Origin of the sequence: Streptomyces griseofuscus, assembly GCF_014673495.1 — a bacterium.
In the GTDB taxonomy this organism is placed as follows: domain Bacteria; phylum Actinomycetota; class Actinomycetes; order Streptomycetales; family Streptomycetaceae; genus Streptomyces; species Streptomyces murinus.
On sequence record NZ_CP051006.1, the window covers coordinates 2,442,079 to 2,465,406 of the forward strand.

General features: G+C 70.3%; 17 protein-coding genes and 1 pseudogene. 9 read left to right on the forward strand and 9 right to left on the reverse strand.

Annotated features, from left to right (window positions below):
- Positions 1 to 71 precede the first annotated feature (71 nt).
- The gene (locus tag HEP81_RS10675; RefSeq protein ID WP_037654203.1) at positions 72 to 1,250 is read left to right on the forward strand and encodes a Dyp-type peroxidase; all 1,179 of its coding nucleotides are present in this window, start codon (positions 72 to 74) and stop codon (positions 1,248 to 1,250) included.
- Positions 1,251 to 1,352: 102 nt separating this feature from the next.
- Here HEP81_RS10675 and HEP81_RS10680 read toward each other — a convergent pair whose 3' ends face one another.
- Positions 1,353 to 2,066, reverse strand: coding sequence for a DUF4232 domain-containing protein (locus HEP81_RS10680; protein ID WP_037654202.1), 714 nt, complete (start codon positions 2,064 to 2,066; stop codon positions 1,353 to 1,355).
- A gap of 457 nt (positions 2,067 to 2,523) precedes the next feature.
- Between HEP81_RS10680 and HEP81_RS10685 the strand changes: the two genes are divergently transcribed.
- The 3 genes from HEP81_RS10685 (at position 2,524) to HEP81_RS10695 (ending at position 6,819) form a co-directional block, all read left to right on the forward strand.
- Positions 2,524 to 4,887 carry a helix-turn-helix domain-containing protein gene (locus HEP81_RS10685; RefSeq protein ID WP_078967286.1) on the forward strand — a complete coding sequence of 788 codons (2,364 nt, stop codon included), beginning with the start codon at positions 2,524 to 2,526 and terminating at the stop codon, positions 4,885 to 4,887.
- A 244-nt stretch (positions 4,888 to 5,131) separates the two neighbouring features.
- The gene (locus HEP81_RS10690) at positions 5,132 to 6,169 is read left to right on the forward strand and encodes a C40 family peptidase (protein ID WP_037654198.1); all 1,038 of its coding nucleotides are present in this window, start codon (positions 5,132 to 5,134) and stop codon (positions 6,167 to 6,169) included.
- 269 nt (positions 6,170 to 6,438) lie between these two features.
- Positions 6,439 to 6,819, forward strand: a complete 381-nt coding sequence (locus HEP81_RS10695) for a hypothetical protein (protein WP_051850076.1) — start codon at positions 6,439 to 6,441, stop codon at positions 6,817 to 6,819.
- Positions 6,820 to 7,749: 930 nt separating this feature from the next.
- Here the strand turns inward: HEP81_RS10695 and HEP81_RS10700 are convergent.
- Genes HEP81_RS10700 through HEP81_RS10715 form a run of 4 tightly spaced genes read right to left on the reverse strand, consistent with a single transcriptional unit; the run spans position 7,750 to position 16,756 of the window.
- A complete protein-coding gene (locus HEP81_RS10700; protein WP_157854409.1) occupies positions 7,750 to 10,518 on the reverse strand; it encodes a pPIWI_RE module domain-containing protein in 2,769 nt (922 codons plus the stop codon).
- Between the two features lie 31 nt (positions 10,519 to 10,549).
- A complete protein-coding gene (locus tag HEP81_RS10705) occupies positions 10,550 to 14,059 on the reverse strand; it encodes a pPIWI_RE_Z domain-containing protein (RefSeq protein WP_037654194.1) in 3,510 nt (1,169 codons plus the stop codon).
- Positions 14,052 to 15,197, reverse strand: a complete 1,146-nt coding sequence (locus HEP81_RS10710) for a pPIWI_RE_Y domain-containing protein (RefSeq protein WP_157854407.1) — start codon at positions 15,195 to 15,197, stop codon at positions 14,052 to 14,054. Before HEP81_RS10710 ends, HEP81_RS10705 begins: the two co-directional genes overlap by 8 nt.
- Entirely contained in the window at positions 15,194 to 16,756 is a 1,563-nt protein-coding gene (locus tag HEP81_RS10715) for a PD-(D/E)XK nuclease family protein (RefSeq protein WP_037654190.1), read from the reverse strand. Before HEP81_RS10715 ends, HEP81_RS10710 begins: the two co-directional genes overlap by 4 nt.
- A 39-nt stretch (positions 16,757 to 16,795) precedes the next feature.
- Between HEP81_RS10715 and HEP81_RS10720 the strand changes: the two genes are divergently transcribed.
- Positions 16,796 to 17,698, forward strand: coding sequence for a serine/threonine protein kinase (locus HEP81_RS10720; RefSeq protein ID WP_157854405.1), 903 nt, complete (start codon positions 16,796 to 16,798; stop codon positions 17,696 to 17,698).
- Positions 17,699 to 17,728: 30 nt separating this feature from the next.
- Here the strand turns inward: HEP81_RS10720 and HEP81_RS10725 are convergent, their stop codons facing one another.
- Positions 17,729 to 19,747 carry a tetratricopeptide repeat protein gene (locus HEP81_RS10725; RefSeq protein WP_167739847.1) on the reverse strand — a complete coding sequence of 673 codons (2,019 nt, stop codon included), beginning with the start codon at positions 19,745 to 19,747 and terminating at the stop codon, positions 17,729 to 17,731.
- Positions 19,698 to 20,489 (reverse strand): AfsR/SARP family transcriptional regulator, encoded by a 792-nt coding sequence (locus tag HEP81_RS10730; protein WP_037654185.1) that lies wholly within the window; start codon positions 20,487 to 20,489, stop codon positions 19,698 to 19,700. Before HEP81_RS10730 ends, HEP81_RS10725 begins: the two co-directional genes overlap by 50 nt.
- Positions 20,490 to 20,734: 245 nt before the next feature.
- On the opposite strand from HEP81_RS10730, the gene HEP81_RS10735 reads away from it, so the two are divergent.
- The 4 genes from HEP81_RS10735 (at position 20,735) to HEP81_RS42140 (ending at position 22,482) form a co-directional block, all read left to right on the forward strand.
- Entirely contained in the window at positions 20,735 to 20,893 is a 159-nt protein-coding gene (locus HEP81_RS10735) for a hypothetical protein (protein ID WP_157854403.1), read from the forward strand.
- 335 nt (positions 20,894 to 21,228) lie between these two features.
- Positions 21,229 to 21,951 carry a hypothetical protein gene (locus HEP81_RS10740; protein WP_190275979.1) on the forward strand — a complete coding sequence of 241 codons (723 nt, stop codon included), beginning with the start codon at positions 21,229 to 21,231 and terminating at the stop codon, positions 21,949 to 21,951.
- A 35-nt stretch (positions 21,952 to 21,986) separates the two neighbouring features.
- Entirely contained in the window at positions 21,987 to 22,229 is a 243-nt protein-coding gene (locus HEP81_RS10745; protein ID WP_051850084.1) for a helix-turn-helix domain-containing protein, read from the forward strand.
- Between the two features lie 124 nt (positions 22,230 to 22,353).
- A complete protein-coding gene (locus HEP81_RS42140; RefSeq protein WP_274599484.1) occupies positions 22,354 to 22,482 on the forward strand; it encodes a hypothetical protein in 129 nt (42 codons plus the stop codon).
- A gap of 138 nt (positions 22,483 to 22,620) precedes the next feature.
- Here HEP81_RS42140 and HEP81_RS10750 read toward each other — a convergent pair whose 3' ends face one another.
- Positions 22,621 to 23,013: a type II toxin-antitoxin system death-on-curing family toxin gene (locus HEP81_RS10750; RefSeq protein ID WP_037654179.1), complete on the reverse strand. Its 393-nt coding sequence runs from the start codon at positions 23,011 to 23,013 to the stop codon at positions 22,621 to 22,623.
- Positions 23,010 to 23,204: pseudogene (locus HEP81_RS42325) on the reverse strand (ribbon-helix-helix protein, CopG family). The gene HEP81_RS10750 and the pseudogene HEP81_RS42325 overlap by 4 nt, the downstream one beginning before the upstream one ends.
- Between the last annotated feature and the right edge of the window lie 124 nt (positions 23,205 to 23,328).

Consider the following 23,328-nt stretch of genomic DNA (forward strand, 5'->3'; position numbering starts at 1 on the left):
GACGGCGAATTACACACTGGAATACGGAACTTGGGCCACATGGGCGTTTCGGGTGTGGCACCCTGCACCCCATGCGCCGAGCCGATCACCGCCCGTCACGCCGCGCGTTCCTCGATGCCACCGGCGCCATGATGGCCGCCGGTCTCACCGCCGGGTGCACCGCGGACGCCGGGGGGTCGGGGCGGCACGGTGCTTCCGCGACGGCGGTCGCGGCTTCGACTCCCACTCCGGTTCCGGCGCTCGGCGTACATCAGGCGGGAGTCATCCTCCCCCAACCCGCCCAGGGAAACCTGCTGGTCGTGGTCGCCGACCTCGCCACGACCGCCCCCGCCGGCCCGCTGCTCGCCGAACTCGGCGCAACCGTCCGTACGTTGACGGCCGGAACCGAACCCCGGCTGCTGGGGCTGGCGCCGGGCGATCTCACCGTGACCGTCGGCGTGGGCCCCCGGCTGGTGCGCGCGGCCGGTGCCGGATTACCCGGCGCGACCGACCTGCCGCGGTTCTCCCGCGAGCGGATCGCCCCCGGGGCGCGCGGCGGTGACCTGCTGATCCAGATCTGCGCGAGCGACCCGCTGGTCGTCCCGGTCGCCGCCGCCGCGCTCCTGGACCGGGCCGGCGACCGCGTCCGTGAACGCTGGCGGCAGTCGGGGCGTCGCGGTGCGAACGTGTCCGTCGGCGCGGAACTCGCCGCGCCACGGAACCTGTTGGGCTTCATCGACGGCATCGTGGGTCCGCACACGGCCGCCGAACAACGCCGCGACCTGTGGCTGACCGGGCCGCCCGCGGTCGCCGGGGGCACCCTGGCCGTCGTACGACGCATGGAGCTGGACCTGCCGCGGTTCGCCGCCCTGTCCGTCGCCGAACAGGAGGCGGTCTTCGGGCGGCGCCGGGCGAACGGGGCTCCGCTCTCCGGCGGCGCCGTCGCCTCGGGCCCGGACCTCGGCGCCAAGACGCCCGACGGCCGCTATCTGGTCCCCGCGAACGCCCATGTGCGCAGGGCACACGCCAATGTGGTCGGCGCCGGCCTCATGCTCCGCCGCTCCTACAGCATCGACGAGCCCGCCCCCGGTCTGCTCTTCATCAGCTTCCAGAACGATCTGCGGACGTTCACCGCCACGCTCACGCACATGGACGCCGCCGACGCGCTGCTGGACTTCACCACGACGACGGCCACCGGGACGTTCCTGATCCTGCCCGGGTTCGATCGTCAACGCCCGTTGGGGGCCCGGTTGTTCGGCGTCCACGGGTGACACCGTGCCGTGCTGCGGTCACACCGGCGCAGGCCTGGAGCATGGCGCCGACGCCGGTGTGACCGTTGGTTGCGTGACGGGCCCCCCGGCCCGCCACGCGGCTCAGAAGTCGTCCGCGCCGTTGCGGAGTTCGGGGGTCCAGTAGCCGGTGAGGGCCTTCGCCGGGTCGACGGCGACGCCCTCGCTGCCGGGCGCGGTGACGGCGATGACGGTCGGGTCGCCCGCGAGCATGACGGAGAACGCGGTCACGGGCTCGTTGTTCTCCTCGCGCCCGCCGTCCGACAGCTTGACCAGGGCGTACGCCGGGTCTCCGGCCGCGAGCACGACCGGCGCCTCCGGCTTGCTCTTGGCGACGGCCGGCACGTCCTGCTTGTGGCTCTCCAGGAACTGGATGTGCGGGAAGCCGGTCAGCCGGCAGGAGTGGCGGGAGGTGTTCTTCGCCGTGAGCACGATGTGGGTGTACGGCGGGCCGTCCTGCGTGGCGGCGGTGATGCGGACGTCCCCGGCGGTGCAGACCGGGGTGGAGGCGGACGCCTGCTCGCCGGATGAGGCGGAGCCGGATGAGCCGGACGCCTTGGTGGAGCCGCCACCGATGTTGGAGCCGGTCGAGCCCGAAGTGCTGTCCGAACCGGTCGAGTTGGCCGACCCCGTCGTACCGGACGCGTCGGTCGCCTTGCCGCTCGGCGACTGCACGTTCACCGAAGAGCCGGATGTGGACGCGGAGTTGGCGTCTCCGTCACCCTGGCAGGCGGTGAGGGACAGGAGGAGGGCCGTGCCCGCGGCGGCGAGCAGGGCGGTGCGGTGGAGCGTGTTCATGGAGATTCCCCCGATGAGTGGTGAAGGACCGAGGCGCGGTGGCCTCGGTCGAGATCGTGCCGTTCGTGTTCCGCAGGTCTGTGATCCGCGGGTCTGTGATCCGCGGGTCTGTGATCCGCGGGTCTGTGATCCGCGGGTCTGTGATCCGTAGGTCTGTGATCCGCGGTTCTGCGCTCCGCGGGTCCGTGGTTCTCCTCGCCCTGGCCCGGCCGCTAGTCAGGCGGCGGGATGCGCGCGAAGTCGTACGGCGGGTGTGCGAAGCCGGGCGACGGGGTGCACGCGAACTCGCCGGAACCTGCGTGCGCGTGGTCCGAGAACTCGGTGGTCCGTGCCCTGCGTCGAGTTCACCACCCCCGGTCCCGGCGTCCCATGTGGTTCCACCGGCAGAACTGTCGTCCGCCATACTTCTGCCGGGGGCTCGCATCCGGACGGGCCGGACGGTCAGGGGACTTCGACGGTGCGCGACGGCACGCCTCTCACGGGAGACTTCGGGCAGCGGCTGCGCCATCTACGGACCCGCGCCGGGCTGAGCCAGGAGGCTCTCTCGCACACCGCAGGGGTGAGCGTGCGGGCCCTGGCCGACATGGAGCGCGGGCGTACCCGAGGACCGCAGCGTCGTACGGTCCAGGTACTCGCCGAAGCCCTGGGCCTGGACGACGCCGAGGCGGCCGATCTGGAGAAGTCCGCCGCCGTTGGCCGTCCGCGCCCCCGCACCGCCACCGGCCCGGCCGCCCCTGGCGCCCTGGCGCTGCCCCGCGACATCAAGGACTTCACCGCCCGCGGCCCGGCCCTCGCCGCACTGCTGGAGCTGGCGCAGGACACCGGTCCCGACCGGCCGGGGGTCAGCGTGGTCACCGGTCAACCCGGCCTGGGGAAAACCGCGTTCGCGGTGCACGCCGCGCACCGGCTCGCCCCGCACTTCCCGGACGGGCAGTTCGCGCTGGACCTGCACGGCATGGATCCCGAGCCGACCACCCCCCGGGACGCGCTCGCCCGGCTGCTGGGCGCGCTGGGCATCGCCGACGCCGCGATACCGGCCGGCACCGACGACCGCGCGGGCCTGTGGCGGTCCATGACCGGCGACCGGCGGATGCTCCTGCTGCTGGACAACGCCGTCGGCGAATCCCAGGTCGGCCCGCTGCTGCCCGGCGCCGGGCCTGCGCTGACCATCGTCACCAGCCGGCACTCCCTGGCGGGTCTGGAATCCGTCCACCGCACCGATCTGGCCCTGCTGCGGCGCGAGGAGGCGGTCGAACTCCTGACCCTCATCATCGGCCCGGAGCGAGTGCGGGCGGAGGCCCAGGCCGCGCGCGACCTCGCCGACCTGTGCGGCCATCTGCCGCTGGCCGTGCGGATCGCCGGGCAACGGCTCCTCAGCCGCCCGCACGAACGCCTGGGCAAGCTCGTCGCCCGCCTCGCCGCCGAGGGCCGCCGACTGGACGGCCTCCAGGCCGGAAGCCTGCGGGTACGCGCCGCGTTCGCCCTCTCGTACCGCCAACTGCACACGGACACACGGACGTTCCTGCGCCGCGCCGCACTGGCCGCCGGGGCGGACTTCAGCCCCGAGACCGGCGCGCTGCTGGCCGGGCTGCCCTACGACGACGCCGTCGCCTGCGCCGAGGAACTGACCGACGCCGGGCTGTTGCAGAGCGATGCCGCCGCCGAGCGGTACCGCTTCCACGACCTGCTCAGGCTCTACGCGGCCGAACAGGTGGCGATCGAGGACGGCCCCGAGATCCGCGACGCCGCCCTCGACCGGACCACACGGTGGATGCTGCGCCGGGCCACCGCCGCCGCGCAGCACTTCGACGTGGCGCACGAGGGGAGCCCGCCGGACGGTGCGCAAGACGGCGACCCCGAGCCGCACGGCGACCCCGACCCGGACGGAGCCCCCGCAGGCCGGGAGGAGGCGCGGGCCTGGCTGGAGGCCGAGCGCGCCCAGTGGCTCGCCGCGCTGCGCCGGGCCCACGAGACCGGCCGTCACCAGCAGGTCCTGGACACGGCGCAGGCCATGCACTGGTTCTCCGACATCAACCAGCACTGGGAGCAGTGGGTGGAGGTGTTCCAGCGCTCCGCCGACTCCGCGCGCCTGCTGGGCAGCAGAAGGGACGAGGCGATCCACCTCAACTACCTCGCCTGGTCCTACAACATGTGCGTGCACGACCCCCACAACGCGCTGACCTCCGCCGACGCCGCGCTCGCGGCGGCCCGTGACTGCGGGGACGGCCTTCAGGAGGGCTGGGCGCTCGGCTACGGCGCGGGCGCGCTGCACCGGCAGGGCCTGGTACCGGAGGCGCAGGCGCGGTTGCGGGCGGCGGCCGACTGCCTGGCCTCGCAGAAGTCCGCGCAGGCCCGGCTGGCCGAGCTGACGATCCTCAACTCCCTGGGCACCCTGCTCCGTCAGGCCGGTCAGCCGGTGGAGGCCCTGGAGACCCATCGTCGTAGCGAGCGGATCTGCCGCGCGGGGATCCCGGGCCGTACGGACGAGCTGATCGCGCTGTACCACGCGGTCGCCCGCCAGCAGATCGGCAACGACCTGGCCGCCCTGGAACGCTGGTCCGAGGCCGAGCCCCCGCTCCGCCAGGCCCTCGCCGCCTTCGAGACCGCCCAGATGCCCGCGTGGGCCGGCCCTGCCCGCCTCGATCTGGGCCATGTCCTCAGTGCGCTGGGCCATCCGGAGGCCCGGGCGACCCTCCTCGCCGCGCGCGACGACCTCACCGGTCTGCGCAGCCCGCGCCAGGCGGAGGCCACGGCGGCCTTGGAGACGTTGTCGGCCTTGTCGGCCTTGTCGGCCTCGGAGGAGACCACGGACGCGAGGTGAGGCGCGGCCGGTCGGCAGCGCCGCCGGGGGTGCCCAATTCCATGGAGCCGTCCGCTCGTTGCAGCGGGCGGCTTCGTCGCGATGACCGACCATGAAGTCATCCGGACGTTTGATCCAATGGTAAGAAACTCATTAAGGTCATGCTCCAACCCCCGTTTCGGTGCTCACTCAGACGGAGTGACAGCGGAGGGCCCCGCCCACCGCCGTGCTGGCAGGCGGCTGAAGGAGCAAGGAGTGAGCCCCTGTGGCCTCCCATCGACGACCGAAGCAGCCCAGCCGGACGCGTGTCACCGTACTGACCACCGCGGCAGCCGCGGCCGTGGCCCTGAGCGCGCAAGCCGCCAACGCCACACCGAGCCAGAAGCCCGGCAAGGACGAGGTCAAGGCGAAGGTCGACAAGCTCTACGAGCAGGCCGAACAGGCGACCGAGAAATACAACGGGGCCAAGGAGAAGCAGCAGAAGCTCCAGAAGGAGATCTCCGCGATCCAGGACGGCGTCGCGCGCGGCCAGCAGGAGCTGAACAAGCTGCGTGACGGACTGGGCTCGATGGCCAGCGCGCAGTACCGCTCCGGTGGTCTCGATGCCTCCGTCCAGCTCTTCCTCTCCTCCGACCCGGACGACTTCCTGGACAAGGCCTCCACGCTCGACCAGTTGAGCGGCCAGCAGGTCTCCGCCCTGAAGAAGATCCAGGCGAAGCAGCGCACGCTCGCCCAGCAGCGCGCCGAGGCCACCGAGAAGCTCAAGGACCTGGCCACCACCCGTACCGAGCTGGGCCACAAGAAGCAGGAGATGCAGGGCAAGCTCGCCGAGGCGCAGAAGCTCCTCAACACCCTGACCGCCAAGGAGAAGTCGGCCCTCGCCCACGAACAGCAGCGGGCCAGCCGCTCCGCCACCGAACGGGTACAGCTCGGCAACGAGAACTCCGCCTCGGGCCGGGCCGCCGCCGCTTTCGCCGCCGCCCAGACCCAGCTCGGCAAGCCCTACTTCCGCGGCGCCACCGGCACCGCCTCCTACGACTGCTCGGGCCTGACCTCCTGGGCCTACGCACAGGCCGGCGTCCACATACCGCGCACCTCCGAGGAACAGGCGGGCATCGGCACCCGCCTCACCCGAAGCCAGCTCCAGGTCGGCGACCTGGTCTTCTTCTTCAACGACCTCCACCACGTCGGCCTCTACGCCGGCAACGGCCAAATCCTCCACGCCCCCCGCACGGGCACGGTCGTTCGCTACGAGTCGATGGACACCATCGGCGGACCGTTCATGTTCGGGGTGCGGGTCTGAACCACGGCCTGGCTGTGGGTTCCGATCAGAGATGTCACTGTCGAAGTGATCTGTCATCAACTGGTCAGTCGACACGCTCTGTTCGGCCCCCGCCAGGCCAGGACCGTTTGTGGCGCCCTGCCGCGCGGATCATGTCGTCCGCCTCGGGGCCGCGTAACCGGACTGCTGCCGGGCAGCCTCGGCAGGGACGCCCCGGAATGCCAGCGTGTCGCGGCCGGAGATCATCCCGGCGCGAGGTAACCGACCGGCTGCGGACCGCAGGCCACGGCGTGTACCCGGCGACCCTGACGAACCTGGGCGAGCGGGCCCACCTCGGCGGCGTCGACACCGGCCTCGGCACGCACATCACCGACGTTGTCAACGTCATCCTGCACGAGGACCTGCGCGACGTGGTTCTGTCCGGCCACAGCTACGCCGGGACCGTCCTGCCGGGTCTCGCCGACCGGGTGCTCGCCACGCGGGTGTACGTCGGCTCGGCCCCCACCGCCGACGGGGAGTCGCACTTCGGCATCCACCCGGCCGAGGCCATCGAGGGGATGGCCCGGGCACGTCCGCGAGCACGGGGACGGCTGGCGCCTGCCCGCGCCGACTTCGCGGAGACGGCGGCGCACCCGGGCGGCGAGGGCTCACCGGGGAGCAGTGCCGGCTGATCCAGTCGCGAACGAGCGACCACCCGTTCGCGACCGTCACCGAGCCACTGGCGCTGACCGGCTCCGACACCTCGGAACACCGTCGGATCGTCATCACGTGCAACGAATTCCGCGGACTCGCCGAGGCGGGCATCGGCCGCTAACAGCAGGCGGCCGCCGCACTGGAGATGCACCACCTCACTACCGGCCACTGGCCGATGTTCACCGCACCGCAGGAGCTCGCCGACCTGCTGAACAGCGCCGCCAAGGCCTGACCGACACACCGCACGCAATTCGGCGAAGAAACAGGAGGGCGTTCAGGACATCGCCTCAGTGGCGCCCTACGAGAAGCGCGGCCGGGTCGCGTACGTCACCTCGGACCGCCCGGCCGTCCTGAACACCATGACCTGCGGCTGCACGAACAACTGGCCGGGACCTGGCCCGGCTTCGGACAGGGCGAGGACTCCGGGTCGGCACCCCGGCGGGCGACATCGTGGTGGCCGGCGAACACGAGCTGGGCCCGGTCAGCGAGGTTGCCCCGGCCCGTGGACCTGGACGCCTGCGTCGAACGCTGGGGCGAGGACCTCGCCCCCGTGCCGCTGCGCCGCCCACCGGCCCTCACCAACCGGCTGCTGAGCGTCGTAGACAACCTTCCCGTAACACCCACACTTCGCGGTCGGCTCCAGAATCGCCACGCACTCCACATGATGCGTCATCGGAAGCATGTCCCCCGGGTGAACTCCGAGAAAAACGCAGGTCAGGTCCGTCCCTCGTCTCCGTCTTGGGGCCACCAGGTGCGAAGAGCGTCAGGTGGACGCCCAGTGATCCCAGCAAGGAGTGCACCAGACGCCGTCCCCGTGGTCAGGTTCAGGCTTCGGCGCTCACACGAGGGAAGCATTGATCCTTATCAGCGTCGATCGTTTGGGACGCCCCATTCAGGCGGCACCTCGCTCAGGAAGCGGATGACGTACTCCCCGCTGACTTCGTTCCGGCCACCGGAAGCACGTACTCACCGGCGAGACGCGCCCAGTGCAGCGGGAGAGGCCGGGCGAGCGGCGGGTAGTCGTCGTGGTAACGCAGCTGGTGCGTGAGCGTCGCCCACTCCGCCGGCCGGTCGGGCGGGTCACCCGCACGCCCCGAGTCCGTCAGCGCCTTCTCCGACAGACAGCCGAGCACGGTGATCTCCAGTTGCCCGGGGTTCCACGCGGTCTTCCCAGGCGCTGTCCGGCCCTGTGCCGTGGGCACCAGCTTCATGAGCCCCTTCGGCAGTTTCGCCACCGTGTGCGGCTTCGAGGCCGTACTCGCGAAGACACGGCCCTGCGTATCCGCCGTCCCCCACACACCCTCGGCGAAGCCGACCCCGTCCTCGGTGTCGTAGGCATACCACTCCGCCACTTCACCCCGGGCGTTGGCGTCCCGTACGAGCAGCACCCGCAGGTCGTGGCCGTAGAGCGTGTGCCGTTGGGCGGGTTCGGCCCCGAAGCCGAGCGTGTCGCGGTCCAGTGCACCGTTGCGCAGGCCAGGCCAGCACTGGCGCAGATTGCCGGCGTCCGCCAGCAGCAGCGTCGGGCGGTCGCGGAGCTGGAAGAGCAGGGTCCGGATCTGCCGCTCGGTCTCCCGCTGCCTGTCCTGCTCCACGCCCGGGCGGGCAGCGGGCCGGGATCCTCCCGGAGCTGCCGAGTCATCGACGAGCTTCCCCGTGCCGGTCTCCTTCCCGCCGCTCGCCGCCGGTTCCCGTGCCTGGGAGAGCAGCATCAACAGCTTCGGATACGGCACCCATTCGGCTCGTTCTGCGTCCCACCCCTCGATGACGCCCGGTCCGTCCCCGGGCCGCACCCGCACCGCTACCAGCCGGTGGACGGGGCATCGCGTGGGCCCCTTCCTGGTGTGGCGTACGAGCCAGAGCGCCGCGTACTGAAGGTCGCCCGGAATGCCGGCTCCCACCCGATGGGCGGGCGGGCTGATCGCGCCCAGCTGCCGGAAGGCGTCCAGCCAGGTCCACCTGGCCCGGTGTTCCAGAGCGCTGTCGGTGTCGTCGGGCGAGTTCACGAACTGGGTCAGCCGTCCCTGCCGTGCCCAGGCGATGCGCAGCGCGTGCTTGGGGTCGGAGTCCGGGGCGGCGGCGAAGCGCTCCTTGCCGGCGATCTCCGTGATCACGACTCCGGCCCCGCCGAGAAGCGGGTCCGCCCGGTCCGCCACGAGCCCGCAGCGCCCTTCGATGGCCTCGGCCAGCCGGACGGCCCTGAGGCGCCCGCGGGCTCGGGTGGTCGGCAGGGCGTCGGCCAAGGGCCCCGCGGGCCGGGCCCGGACGCGGATGTCGACCCCCTCGCACTGCCACTGCCAGGTCTCCCCGTCGGCCGACGGCACTTGCTGCCCGGCGGGAAGACCAATGAGCTTGGGCAGCTCGGCGAGCAGCGCCGCACGGGTTTCCGGGGCCTGCCAGAAGACATCGATCTCCAGAGGGCGGCCGTTCAGTGCGCGTGTCAGCGCCGCCCGCCGTTGCAGAGCCAGTTGGGCGTCGCGAACGCCCGGGACGCGTCCGGCGCCGGAACGGGGCAGCAGGGAGGGGGTGTTGCTCCGGGAGACGCGCGTGAGGTCGGGGACCCGGGTCAGCAGGGGGCGCAGCCCTTCCTCGACCCAGGCGTCCAGATCCGCCCGCTCCCGTGGCATCAGCCCGGGTCCGACCTCGTGCGGGCCGATCGACGGGTGGTAGACGATGCCGGCGGCCACGTCCCCGGAACCGTTGATCCAGCGTTCGGGGTCGGAGAAGAGCGCTTCGGGCCGGGGATAGCTGCGCACGATGTCCAGCTCGGGCACGAGCGGTGCGGGGCTGTGCCAGCGCCAGGCCAGTTCCTTCGATCGCCGGTCGTAACCCAGCGTGTTCACCATCAGCCGGTGGCCCCGGTCCGGCCCTTCCGGCCACGGCAGTGGAGCGTCGAGCAGGACGGTCGTACCGCCGAACTGGTGGGGACGTACATCCAGTCGGGTGGCCCACCGGCGTACCTGGGTGGACACATGGACGCGGAACCGTGGGGCGAACGGCACGGTGTGGACGGTGATGGTGAGGCAGGCCGAGTAGTACCAGGTCTGCCGTCGGTGCTCGTATCGCTGAGGCGGCCAGGAGACAAGTCGCGCGCCGTCCCCCGAGCTCTCGACGCGGAAGTGGAGTGTGGCGCCGCCCGTGGGGAACGTCCGGGCGGCCAGCCGGAAGGCGATCCACTCGGGCAGCAGGCTGTAGAGCCGCGCGGCGGGTTCGGCGGTTCCGCCTGCCGAGAGCACGCTCTCGGCGAGGTCGACCGGCTCCGTCTCCCAGACGGGCAGACATACCGTCTCGGCCGCGTCACCGGAGCGGAGCCTCTCCTCGAGATCGGCGCCCTCCGAGTCGTCGTCCTCCCGGTGCATTCCCGCCACCCACGCTCCTACCACCGGGGCCAGCACGTCCGGCGGGACGGCTTCCCGCGCGTAGAGCCACGGCAGACGGCCATCCGCCCCGGCGTTGCGGCCGGTCGCGATGACGCCTGGCGCCATCGCCTGGAGCAGGGAGTTGAGCCTGCGCACGGGGAGCCGGTGGGGGTGGACGGAGTTCTTGTCCGCCTCGGCATGCATCCTGGTGAGCTCGGCGTGCAGGTCCTCGCCGAGCCGCAGCACTTTCATCTCCTCCCGCCAGGGTCCGTGGAGCGGGTCGGGTTCGTAGGCCGCGACGCGAATGTGGTGGTACACGGAATTACCTCCTGGGACAGGGGATCGGCGCTTACGGGTGGGCGGGTACGGCGGCGAGCAGGCAGGTGAGCATGCTGCGCAGTGGCGCGTACAGGGCGCGGACGATGAACTGCTCCTCCGCGGTCGTCGTGCCGCCGTTGAAATACGGGTCCAGGACGGCGAGGACGCTGTGCAGCAGACTGGATTCGGGGGTGTCGGGCTGCGCCGGTACGGCGCCGCGGTTGGGGGCGAAGGCGGCATCGACGAAGACCACCCGGGCTGGTACGCCACCGCGTACCAGTCGCCCGATCACCTGCCACAACAGGACCAGCATGTCCCAGGTGACCTGTTCCCGTACATCGTCGTCGAGACGGCTCCACGCCATCGAACGGGCGAGTACCTGGTACCAGTACGAACGGGCGAGGCGGCGGAACTCCTCCGCTCCTTCCTCGACGGTGGGTTTTCCCTGTACCAGGGTGGCGAAGTCACCGCCGGTGACGGCGCGGACGACCCAGTCGTTGACGGCATTGACGGCCAGGTGGAGGTCCTCTGGGTGCGGATGGGGCCGTGCCAGGAAGTAGACCGTGCCGATGGCCGCCTCGTCGTCCTTGTTGAGGATGTTGTGGCCGCGTTCCAGCGCGAGCAGGGGTGCCACCAGGATGTCCGCCTCGAGGTCCTTCAGGTGTTCGACGTCGCCCCGGCGCAGTGATCGGGCGTGGTAGGCGGACGGCGCCTCGTCCTCCGCGGTGATCTCCTCGTCGTCCGACACCAGGCACAGCACCTTGTTGCGCCAGCGGACGTTGAGGTTGTGCAGTGTGTCGGCCACCACACGTGCCTCGGCATAGCTGCCGACCAGCAGAAGGATCTGGTCGCGCCCTGGAGGAAGAGAGAGCAACTCCTGCTGGAGCGGACCACCTTCAGTTACCTCGTACTCGTCTCCGCCCTCACCTAGATGGCACGCGATACGGCGCAACTTCTCCGGGCGGTCGTCCGGATGGGTTCCCGACATGCGCAGTTTCTCGTCGCCGTCGTCGATGAACTCGAAGCGCATGGAGCTCTCGTTGGCGATGCGTTCGGTCACCTCGGCCGGCGGTTCGATGACCACACCGACCGGGACGCAGACGTGGTAGCGGCTGGACGCGCCCGCCCAGCTGCTGCCCGACATGAGCAGCAAGTGGGCACCGGGCCTGCCGTCGACGGAGGTGAGATCGGGGATGGCGCGCAGCAGCTCACGTCCGACGCCGCTGCACCGGAAGAAGGTCAGTTCGCCACTGCGGACTCCGCCCTTGTCCTCACCCGGGACCCGGAACTGGAAGCCGAGCACATTGCCCATCGGGGCCTCGGGCACCATCGGGCCGTAGTCGAGCGGCCGGCGGTACATCGTGTTGAAACCCAGGCTGAGGGCGGCCTCGACGCGGGGCCACATGGCGTTGATCATGGCGAGCCGTGGTTCCAGGGCGCTAAGCAACAGTGTGAACTCGAAGCGCTCCGCGAGTTGCTTCCGCCATTCCTCGGGAGTCTGGGGCGGAGGCTTGGGCTTCCTGCGGCGTCCGCGCTTCTTCTCCTGTTCCTCCTCCTCGCGCCGCCACTCGTCGTACGCCTCTTGGTACCTCCGCTGCCGGGCAGCCATGTACTTCGGGTCGATGGCGAAGACCTCGTCCATGACCTCGGTGAGGCGGCGCCGGGTGTTCTCCGGGTTGCCGGTGTGGAGCAGCTCGTTGAGGAGGGCGGTCAGCCGGCTGAAGTCCTCCTCCGTCCTACGGTGACGGTCACCGAAGGGGTTGTCCCGGAACGCGTCGAGCAGTTTCCCGAGAGCCTCACGGGGGGCGTGATGAGGGTGGTCCCGACCGCTGTCGTAGGGGAGTTCGTAGCGTTCGTCGAGAAGCCCCAACTGGAGCGTCCAGGCGCTGAAGTAGCCCGTCCGCACCCACTTGCGCAGCTCGTACCCGGCGACGAGCATCGCGTACAGCCGGTCGGTGGCCGCGCCTGCGGTGTTGAGGGCGGCGGCGAAGGTCTCGACGTCCCGTTCGGAGAGCTGGGTGCGTCCGCTGGCCGCGAGTTCCCGGATCTTGTGCCGGCTCAGCTGGTCGATGAGACCCTTGTCCTCGTCGCTGGCGAGGACCACGGCGGGTGCGAAAGTGCGGTCGAGCTGCATCTGGACACGGTCGGCCTCGTCGATGATCACGAGGTCACTACGGCGGCAGGCGAGTTCGAGGAAGCGGATGCGCTCGCCGTTCTGAGGGCGGGGCGGCGAGGCGTCGATCAGCCCGGCCGGGGTGGCCACCCAGATCAAGGCGTCGACCAGCGTGCGGGCTCCGTGGTGACGGGGGCAAGCGGACCAGTACGGGCAGCTCGTCGCCCTCTTCTGCCACTCGGAGTGCCGTCCGTCGCTCGGGGCACGGCGCAGGGCCGACGGGGGTCGGAGCCGGGAGCAGGGTGCCTCGCCGTAGGCGAGTGGTTCGGTCGTCGATGTGGCGCCCCGCCGTCTGACGTTGAGCAGGCAGGACGTGCCGAGGTAGGCGAAGGCGGGGTCGTCGTGGGCGAGCAGTCGGTGCTCGCCCCGGCCCGCCAGCCGGCGGTGCATCCGCTGGGCGTGCCGCTCGCGGCCGGAGGAGCCGAGCACGGGTGCGGCGGCGCCGTCGGTATAGAGGTCGTAGAGCCGGACGAGCTTCAGCACCTCCGCGACATCGGTGACGACGACGGTGGTGCGCTTACCCAGCTTGGCGAGATGGACGGCGATGATGTCGCGCAGTGTGCTCTTGCCGGCGCCGACGATGCCGAGCAGGTGCTGGATGCCGTCGACCGTGAAGATGAAGTCCTCGTCCTTCCTCGTCTTGTGGAAGGTTCCGTTCTCCTTGGTGGACAGGTCGAACGACCGTAACCGCTCCAGCCACCGTGGCGCCCGTCCCTCGCCGAAGCGGGTGTGCTGTGCGTCCATTTCCGCCGCCGTGCGCTCCAGCCCCTCCCTGGTGAAGACAAGGGGCTCGCCGCCGCCGGCCGGTTCCAGGTCCATGTCGTGGGCGACGAGGGGGGTGCGGGGGACCGGCGGCAGGTCGACGACGGCCATGGTGCGACTGACGGGAAAGGCGTGCGGGCCCTGACCCGCGACCGGCAGCCGCTTGCCCGCCAGCGGCGGCGCGGCACGCAGCAGTTGTTCGTAGACGGAGAAGCGGTCGCTGGCGACGGAGAGTTCGCGGCGGGCAGCAGGTTTCTCGGCGTCCGGTACGTCGTAGGCGCGCACCCTGGGGTCGAACCTCTGGTAGGTGTCCAGCGCATCGAGCCAGGTACGGCTCCGGCGCAGCGTCCAAAGCGAGTACCGGGCGATACGCAGGGTCTTCGCCGCGTCGGATGGCAGCGGTGCCCGGTGCGCCTCGGCGAACCCGTACCCGCTGAACAGCACCCAGGCGCTGCCCGCGGGGCTTCCCGGCATCATCTTCTGCTGGAGGTACAGGCCGAGTTCGACCTGGCAGAGGGCTTCCAGCGCGGGCTGGGGCACGGAGGGCTCCAGAAATGCTTTGAGCGCGTTGAACACGTCGGTCAAGGGCGGGGTGAGACTACGCATCGTCCTTCTCCTCTCGCCGGGCCTGTCCCAGGTCGGGCACGAGGTCCATGGGGGTGGTAAGCACCAGCCGGTCCCGCAGGAGCGCGGGAAGCGCGTCGGTGAAGGCCTGCCGGTAGCCGTCCCGTCCGGCGAGCGCGTCGGGGACCACGACGAGGGTGCGGTCCGCGAAGGGTGTGTTGTCGGTGAGATGGGCTGCGAGGAGCGCCGGCTGCAGACGGTCGTACACCTGGATGTCCACGATGCGGGGGCCGGTGTCCCAGAGCCGGTAGGCGGGCAGAAGACCGGGCAGGGTCTCGTACGCGACTTCGGCGCGCTCCAGTGCCTCCCGGGCGGCTTCGTCGGTGCGGTGCGGCAGTACGAGGTACCACCGCAGCGAGCGCTGCAGGATCCACGCCTGGTCCGGCTCACGGATGAGCAGCGGAGGGGCATCGCGCGGGCAGTCCTCCCCCTCGCACCAGACTTCCGCGCCGGTGCCGGACGGTCCGGGTACGGGCACGGCACTGCCCCGGGGCAGCGCGGGGAGCCTGCACGAGGGGCAGTACAGGAAGTCTCCGTCGACGAGCAGGAACTCGGGCAACGGACCGTAGAGGTTCTTGACCCGGCTCCAGACCGCCCTGTTCCAACCCGGCGCGAAGCGGTCCTGCTGGTGGACGACCGGGTGACACGCCAGGAACGCCCGGCACTGCCGGTAGCGCTCTTCCGTTCCACTCCGCGCGTGCAGGTCCCCGAGGAGCGCGCGGGCGTGTGCCGCCACGCCTCCACCCGGTCCGTGCGAGGCCACCTCGAGACACGACCGGGTCGACATCCGGCCGACCCGGTGCACCAGCGTGGTGCCCGGCGAGACCAGGGAGGAGGGGACCGCGAAGAGTGAGTCGTCGGACGGCCTGGTCCGGCACCACTCCCACAGCTCCGGAAGACTCCTCGGCGGCGACTCCCCCGCTTCGAGGCAGCGCATCACCGTGTGATCCAGCGCCCGCTGGGCGAGGCCGGGATAGGGCAGGGTGAAGGAGCGGAGCCCTTGGACCTCGGAGAGAGCCGCCACCATGCGGGCGAGTTCGCCGAAGAGGTCGCTGCCCATGCCCTCGGGCGCCTCGCCGGCGTCCGGCCGATCGACCCGGCCGACCGACCCCGCCCTCATGCCGCGGCCTCGCTGACGGACGACGCCGTGCACCAGCGGGCCACTTCGCACCGCTCGCAGGAGCGTCCGGGCCGGGCCGCGTACTGGTCGTCACCGTGCCAGTCGGCCACCATCGCCCGCAGTACCTTCTCGGCGGTGACCCGATTGGCCGGGGCGAAGGGATCGATGATCTCCAGGTCGGCGCCGCCAGGGCGCAGCACCTCTAGCTCGACCCGGGCGCGGAACGGTTCACCGCCCAGGTCACCGCGGGCGATCAGTACGACGGCCAGGGCCAACTGCGGATAACGCTCCAGCAGGGGGCGGTCGGACCGCCGGTCGGTGACGGAGGTCTTAGTCTCGCGCCACACCCATGACCCGGCATCCCGGTAGAGCAGGTCGGGCGCGGCCAGGACCACCACGTCGGCGGTGGTGTCGTGCCGCACCACCCGGGGCTCGGTCCGCACATCCGTGCCGTCCCCGACGTACCGCAGCGGGCAGACCGCGGCGTGCCGCCGCAACAGCAGGGCGCCGAGTGCGCGTTCGTCTGAGGGCAGGTCGAATCCTTGCGGGACCCACTCCTCGGGGACCTCGACCGTGCAGGGCCGAGGCGATCCGTGGGCGTGCCGTTCGGCGAGGTAGGCATGCAAGGCCCGGCCGCGCTCGGCCGTCACCTCGCGTTCGACGGAGTCCGCCGTGGGCAGGTGCAGCCGGCGCATGTGGTCACGCGCCGGGCAGGCTCGGTAGGCCCGCCCGCTGGTGACCGACCAGGTGCGGCGGGGCCGGTCGTGCGCCTCGATGCCCAGCAGTCCGGGCGCTGTACGCAGGGCCGGGCACACCGACAGGTAGGGGCATTCGCCACAGGCGGACCCCGGGCGGTATTCCCGTCCGTCCAGTACGCCGGCCAAGGCGGCGGGGCCGTGTTCGCGGTACCGAGCGCGCGCCTCTTCCCGGCTTCCCACGAAGAGCTCCCGCGTACGGCCGTCGAAGAGCGCGAACTCCACGATCCGTACGTGCTCCGGCGGCGGTCCGGGGGCGCCCTCGGCCAGCACCAGGGCGACGGCCGCGGTGAAGCCGTCGGGCGGCAAGTCCCGCAGGCGGTGCACGGGCAGACGAAGCTCGCGGTAGGCACCGTCTGGGGAAGCCAGGCAGCGGCCCCACACGGTGAGGCGGTACTCCTGGGCGTCGCGCGGGTCGGGACCGGACGGCCGGTAGCGGTACGTCCACGGCTCGGGCACCTCGTGCAGGGGACGTTCCGGGTCGAGAGGGAAGGCCGACTCGTACATCTGAACGCCGTGCTCCGACCAGGTCCGCAGACCGTCGTGCAGGGGCCCGGTACGTGTCCGAGGCGGGCTGCCGGCAGGCCCCGAACGGATGTCGCAGGCAGCCATGAAGGGGCCCAGAGCGAAGTGCTCCAGCCTCTCACGGCGGCGCGGTACGGGGTCGGTGGTGTGGTAGCCGCGGGTCTTGAGAGCGTCAGCGGCGGGGCATCGGAACTCTCCCCGCTTGAACATTCCGGCGGATACCGTGATGACTTCGGAGGTGCGGGTGACCCCGTCGGGGGGCAGCCATGGCTGTGACATTTCGTGCTCCATTTCCGTACGGAGGAAAGGTGGATGGCCGTGAGGGAGATCGAGGAGATCGGCGATGTGGAGAGGCGCTACGAAGTGCTGGACATGGTCGGCGACGGCGGCCAAGGCGACCTTTTCCTCGGGCGTGACCGCAACAGCGGGCAGAAGGTGGCGTTAAAGCTTCAGAAGGCCCGGGACCTCGGACCCGAGAGCGATTTCCACTGGGCCGGCGATGAACTCCTCAAAGAGGGATCACGCATGATGATGCTGACGGGAATCCAGGCGATTCCCGAAGTCATCGCCACGGGGACACACCGGCGACGCCGGTGCCTGGTCATGGAATTTGTCGAAGGGCACCAACTGCAGAAGGTCCTGTCGGCGGCCCTGCCCGTCAAGGATCCTGGGACCGTTGCGGCCGTCATCGGCCAACTGTGCGAAATTCTGGCAGAAGTCCACGACCGGCATTTGGTGCACTGCGATCTCAAGCCCGAGAACGTCATCGTGCAGCCGGACGGCCGTCTCCGGCTCATTGACATGGGCCACGCGGTCATGGCGGATCAGGAGACGGAATACGCACGCGGCACGCGCGGCTGGGCCTCCCCCGAGCAATCCGACGCGTGCCCGTCAGGTCTGACGCCGCAAGCGGACATCTTCGCACTTGGCTGCATCCTGCTGGAGATGACCGTGATGCGCCTGCCCTACGGCGGACAGGACGAGCGGGCGGAAGAGGGCACCCCGGTGCTGCCGGCCGACCGGCTCGCCAAACTACCCCCGGAGTTCGCCTCCCTGGCGCTGTGGATGGTCCGGTGGAAGGCGGCGGAGCGCCCCGCTGACGTCCGTGAAGTGTTCGATCGGCTCCGCTGCTACCTACCCCAGCTCGGCTTGCAACGGCCATCGAAGCCCCTGCGCCCGGACCCGACCGAGTACTACCGCACGCATCCGCCCCGGCTTTGACGGTGAGCCGACGGCCGCCGACCAGGCGGGTCACCTCAGCCCTTCCAGCCGCTCCCGGACCTCCCGCACCCCCTCACCGTCCATCAGCTCACGCAGCACGATGACTCTCTCCAGCTCCCGCACCGCCGCGTCGGTGTCGCCGGCGGACACCAGGACATCAGAGAAGAGCATCCGTACCTTGTCCTCGTTGGGCCAGTTCTCCTGTTCGCGGTAGATGTCGGAGGCCTGCCGGTACAGGGCGATGGCCTCCTCCCGTTCGGAACGGGCCAGGTGCACCTTGGCCAGGGTGAACAGCACATCGGCCAGGCCGCTGCGCTCCGCCGTGCGCTCCACCACGCCCAGAGCGTCGGCGCACCGACGGAGCGCCCGCTCGTGCTCGCCCCGGTCGAGGTGGAGCGCGCCGAGGGCGTTCAGAACAGCCGCTTCCCCGACCCGGTCGGACACCTCCCGACACAACTCCAGTGCACGGTGGAGCACTTCCTCCGCTCCCGTCAGGTCGTCCTGCTTGCGCAGGGTGAGCCCGAGCCGGTGCAGCGTATGGGCCAGACTCAGCCGGCCTTCCGTGCTGCGGTCCTCCTCGCTGAGCCGGACGGCCCTGCGCAGGGCGCCCACCGCCAAGTCGTACTCAGCGAGCCGCCAGTGGGTCCCTGCCAACGACCGGTGGACCATGGCACAATCGACCGGACCGGCGACGGCTTCCGCCGCCTCGGCGGCGTACCGGAGGTTCTGCCGCGCATCATCGAGCAGACGGCGGCGCCACTGGTAGATGACCAGGGCCATCGGAAGCAGCCATATGTACCGGTCGATACGCCGATTGATCGCCAAGTGAATGCCTCGCTGGACGGTGGCGTACTCCTCATCCAGGAACGCCATCGCCTCCGCGAGGTCCGCGGGGTCGGTGACCCTGACCGCTCCGGGCTCGCCGGTGGGCAGGGTGCGTTCGCGGTCGAGCACCCGGTCGCAGGCGCGGACGTTGTGCAGCAGGTGTTCCAGCACCTGTCGTACGGTCGCCCCCTCGATCTCCGCGTTCTCTCCGTCCGGCGCCGGCCGCACGTGCCGAAGGGCGAAGGCCCGCACGAGGTCGTGCAGCCCGTAGCGATCGCCCTGATGTTCCACCAGGTTCGCCGCCACGAGGTCCACCAGGGCCAGGTCGGTACGCGTCCCTTCGTCCACTGCCCGTCCCAGATCCATCACCGCCTCCCAGGAAGCGCTGGGCCCGGGGTGGACGGCAAGCTGCCACAGCAGCAGCCGGGCTTCCTCATTCAGCACGCGCACGGAGCAGTTGAGCGCGGCGCGGACCGACAGTTCGTGCTCGGGCAGGTCCAGGGTGTCCAGCTTCGCCCGTTCCAGCTCCTTCTCCATCTCCCGCACCAGGGCAGGGAGGGTGTGCAGCGGACGCGCACCGACCTCCAAGAGCCGGGCCACCACCACGAGGGCCAACGGCAGCCGACCGCAGAGGTGGACCAGCTTGCTGAAGGGCACGGCGTGCTTGGCCCGGTCCTCGGCCGACACTTTCTCCTGGAGTACCTCCAGGGCGTCCGCCTCGTGCAGCGGCTCCATCTTGCGGAACAGCACCTTTCTCTCGGACTGCAGCCGCAAGAGGTCGTTACGACTGGTGACGATCACGGCGCAGGTACCGTCTCCGGGAAGCAGCGGCAGCACCTGCTGGGCGCTGCGCGCGTCGTCGAGGACGATGAGCACCGACCGGTGGGCCAGTGCCGACCGCAGCGCGTTGCTCTTGCTCTCCGTTCCGGTCACCGTGGTGTAGGGCGGCAGCGCGGCCAGAAAGCTGTCCAGGATCTCGTCCGGTTCGGCGGGCCGCACGTCTCCGTCGGCGAATCCGTTCAGTTCGCCGCGCAGCACCCCGTCGGGAAACCGCTCCCGCAGCCGACCGGCGAGGTTCTCGGCCACCGTGGTCTTCCCGACGCCCGCCATGCCGCTGATCAGGACCAGCGCCAGATTGCCGGCGTCCTGTTCCTGGCACACGGCCTCGAAGAGGTCACCGATCAGCTCGTCCTGCCCGATCGGCTTGCGCCTGCCGCCGGGCAACTGGTCGGGAACGGGGGGGCAGGAGCGCCCCGCCCGGCCGGCGGCCCTCTCCCCGGACCTGGTCGATGGCGCTCTGTACATCGACGTCCGCTCTTCCGTTGCGCTTCTCCCACTTCTTGATGAGCCGCTCACGTCGGGCCTCCGGCAGGTCTGCGTGGGCGAGCAGGTAGAACCGGAAGATCTGGGGTAATTCCGGCGCACGCTCGAACCATTTCTCCGTCTCATCGCGCAGCCATTTGACTTCCCATGACTTGTAGGCTGCGTCCAACCGCGCGTACACGGCGGCCATCAACTCGGCCCGTAGCTCCTCCCGACGCAAGTGGAAGCCGGCCTCGGACAGTCCTTGCAGCGGTTCGTCCTCGCCGTCCCACTCCTCCAAGGCCGCGCCGAGCAGCTCGAACTGCGCTTTGCAGGTCAATCCTTCAGCCTGCTTCACCTTTTCGCGAAAACGGAGCAGGTCGACGTCTCCCACCGGCACGCGGAGCGTGCAGTAACCCGACTTGCCGCTATGGGGCACGCACTCCTGGCCCAGCCCCTTCCGCAGGTCGGCGACGACGCGGTCAACCAGATTGCCGACGTCCTCGACGCCCTCCCAGAGGACTTCGGCTATGTCCTTCCTCTTACATCGGCAGTCTGGCGAGGTCACCAGGAGCGCGAACAGGGCCGCCACCTTCGACCCTTCGACCACCCTCCTGCCGCCGCCCCCTTCGGCTCGCACCGGGCCCAGCACGTACCCCTCCATCGCCTTCCCCCTCAGCGCACCGCAGTCAGTGATCCGGCCCCTTGCCGGCGCTCCTTCATCCGTGCGCCGCGCTGTGTCGCTTCATACGCGCTTGCTTCTTCACGCCCCCCGGGGACTCAGTTATCCCTCAGTTTTCGCTCTGCGGCCCCGCTTCACCCCCGGGCACGATGGCACCAGCCGCTCGCAGAAGCACGAAACGGCGGCTTAGTCATCCATCGACTCATCAGAGAGGAACTGCGAACCCGATGAACAGCCGTCAGCGGAACCGCCGGGCAGCCCGTCTGCGCCAGTCCCCCGACTGGCCGCCGAGCCGCCGCCGGCGGGCGGCCGTCCGGACCGAGGACACCACCCCGGCGACCCCGCCCACCGAGGCGCCGGACACCTCGTCCTCCGAGACCGCCTGAGCGCAACAGTCGTGGGTGCCCGTTCTGTACGGGCACCCACCAGCCTCGCGAACTTCGTCACCGGCGAACTCGCGGCCTGGCTGCCGCGCTTGTTACACGCTCGTGGTCAAAGGCGGCGTTACCTGGTCGAGAAGACCACTACCGCATGCTCACGCATCAAAGTGAGGCTGGTGGGACTCGTCTCCGCTTGACGCGGATATGAGGCGATACGTCCCCACCACAGGACACACCTCGTCCAGCATCTCGGTTTCTCCAGCACCTCCGGACTCAGGTTTCCGCAGTCCGAGAGAGGACATTTCCTGATGTATCCGCTGCACAGCAGTGCGTTCGCCTCAGTGAGGCGGCACTTCGACGATCCCCGGACCAGTGACGCGGTCTTCCTGCTCGTTCCCACGGACACCGACGAGGCTGATCCGGTCTGGCTGACCGCCGCCGAGACGCACGAGGCCTTGTACGGCCCCGGCTCCGACCCGCAGTTCGCCACTGCGGTCTGGAAGGAGGTCATCCGCGCGGCGCAGAGCGACCTGACTCCAGACAGCACGGGGAAACTCCTGGCGATCTGGCTGGCCCTGCCCCGGTTGACCGGGACGGCCCACCGGATCTGCACGCGCCTGCGGGCCGACCGGTCGGACGTGGAGGCCGAAATGGTCCTGGCTCTCCTGGAGAAGCTGGCGGATCGGGACGGCGCGAGCTGTCTCACCGACTCCTCCCTGCTGCACGCGGCGCGCGCCAGGGCGTGGCATCTCGCCCGGGAAGGGCTGCGGGAGCTTCCCTCCACCCAGATCGAACGCATCACCGAGGAGCACGCTCTCACTGCGTCCGGCGAGGAGGCGGACGCTCCGGCGGCGGAGAGCCTGGACGTCCGGGTCGACCGTCCGGACGGCCCGGACGGGCTGTGCGCACCGCTGCGTTTCCGGGTGCGCCCGGAGCATCTGCGCCGACAGGGAATCTTCATCAACACCGACGACGGGTCGGCGGGTCACAGCCCCGGGAAGAGGCGACGGCCCGGGCGCCGCGCGGACACCCGGCCGGTCCGCCCTGCGGGGAGGCGAGGGTGAAGGACCCTGCAGAGGGCCGCCTCAGTTTCACGGAGATGTTCGACCTGCCCGTCGCAGTGGACCTGCGCACGGCGGCCCGAGCACTCGGAATCGGCTCGACGACCGCGTACCGGCTGATCCGCGAGCACGAGTTCCCCTGCCCCGTCCTCCGTATCGGACGTAGGTACAGGATTCCGACCAACGAGCTGATGCGCGCCCTGGGGATCGAGGACCGCCCGCTGTACAGCGTGGACCCGGAAGACGACACGGACGATCCGAGCGTCGGCTTCTTACGGTAACCAACGTGCGGCTCCGTGGCATCGACCATGGAGCCGCACGGCCCTGCCTCCTACGACGGGCCGTTCGCCGCCGACGTGCGCCGCACGGTTCTCCACTGCCGCTCGGCAATCGGAGGGCGGAGGGATGCCCTCCTTCTTCGCCGAGCGGTTCGGCAGCCGACAGCCCTGGCGCGTCGGCCAGTTCGTGAACGCGCCGGCGATCACCGACCCGAGCTACGGCGAGCACGCCCGTCAACCCCGAACCTGCCGGTGAGCCGTCGACGCACGCTTCGGCGCCCGCGTCATGATCGCCGCGCCCGGCCGGGGCACGGATCTGAACGGCCCGGCGGACTGCCAGAAGCCAGCACCGCTCTCAGAACCTCATTCCGTCCCGTACCCACGACGTCGAACGTCAGGAAACGGGGAACCAAGCCGACAGGCGCTTTGCAGTAGCCGGTACATCGATGTTGTCCTGCGCGACTTCCTCGACGAACGGGCCAGCCACGGAGACGGGTGGCGGCGCGGTACCGGCGCTGACGCCGTTGAACCGCAGGAAGACACGCATGGCAAGCCAGGCGGTGCGCTTGTTGCCGTCGATCAGCGCGCGATTGCGAGCGACGGAGTGCAGCAGTGCCGCCGCCTTCTCATGCTGCGTGGGATACAGCTCGGCCCCGAACACGTTCGTCCGGGGCCGTTCGATCGCTGACACCAAAAGTCCCATGTCACGCACGCTGTGCTCGGTATCGTTGACCGTGCGGGCGATGGCCAGGATCTCGTCGATATGGATGTAGCGCACTTGGGTCACTTCAGGTAGTCCAGGATCTCCGCATCGCTGTCCATCAGCTCGGCCAGGACGTCATCAACCTTCAGCTCGGCCCGATGCTGGGCGTCACGGATGGCCTCGATGGCAAGTTCCTGCTTGCTGCGACCCTCCCGACGAGCCCGCTCGGTGAGCTTCGCGTCAAGGTCTTCGGGGAGTCAGAGTGTCATCGCCATACAGGAATGATACCGGGCTGGTATCTCGGCGGCGAGGTTATATCAGCCACTCAAGATCGGACACGACGCCGTCCTTCGTGGCCCGGTCGGACCGCGGTCTCGGTTCCGAGGTGCGTGCGACGAG

Bases quoted from the DNA above. Each gene is read 5' to 3' on its own strand.
- HEP81_RS10675 (WP_037654203.1), top strand. From the start codon at position 72: ATGCGCCGAGCCGATCACCGCCCGTCACGCCGCGCGTTCCTCGATGCC.
- HEP81_RS10680 (WP_037654202.1), bottom strand. From the start codon at position 2,066: ATGAACACGCTCCACCGCACCGCCCTGCTCGCCGCCGCGGGCACGGCC.
- HEP81_RS10705 (WP_037654194.1), bottom strand. From the start codon at position 14,059: ATGCGTAGTCTCACCCCGCCCTTGACCGACGTGTTCAACGCGCTCAAA.
- HEP81_RS10710 (WP_157854407.1), bottom strand. From the start codon at position 15,197: ATGAGGGCGGGGTCGGTCGGCCGGGTCGATCGGCCGGACGCCGGCGAG.
- HEP81_RS10715 (WP_037654190.1), bottom strand. From the start codon at position 16,756: ATGTCACAGCCATGGCTGCCCCCCGACGGGGTCACCCGCACCTCCGAA.
- HEP81_RS10730 (WP_037654185.1), bottom strand. From the start codon at position 20,489: ATGGAGGGGTACGTGCTGGGCCCGGTGCGAGCCGAAGGGGGCGGCGGC.
- HEP81_RS10735 (WP_157854403.1), top strand. From the start codon at position 20,735: ATGAACAGCCGTCAGCGGAACCGCCGGGCAGCCCGTCTGCGCCAGTCC.
- HEP81_RS10745 (WP_051850084.1), top strand. From the start codon at position 21,987: ATGTTCGACCTGCCCGTCGCAGTGGACCTGCGCACGGCGGCCCGAGCA.
- HEP81_RS42140 (WP_274599484.1), top strand. From the start codon at position 22,354: ATGCCCTCCTTCTTCGCCGAGCGGTTCGGCAGCCGACAGCCCTGGCGC.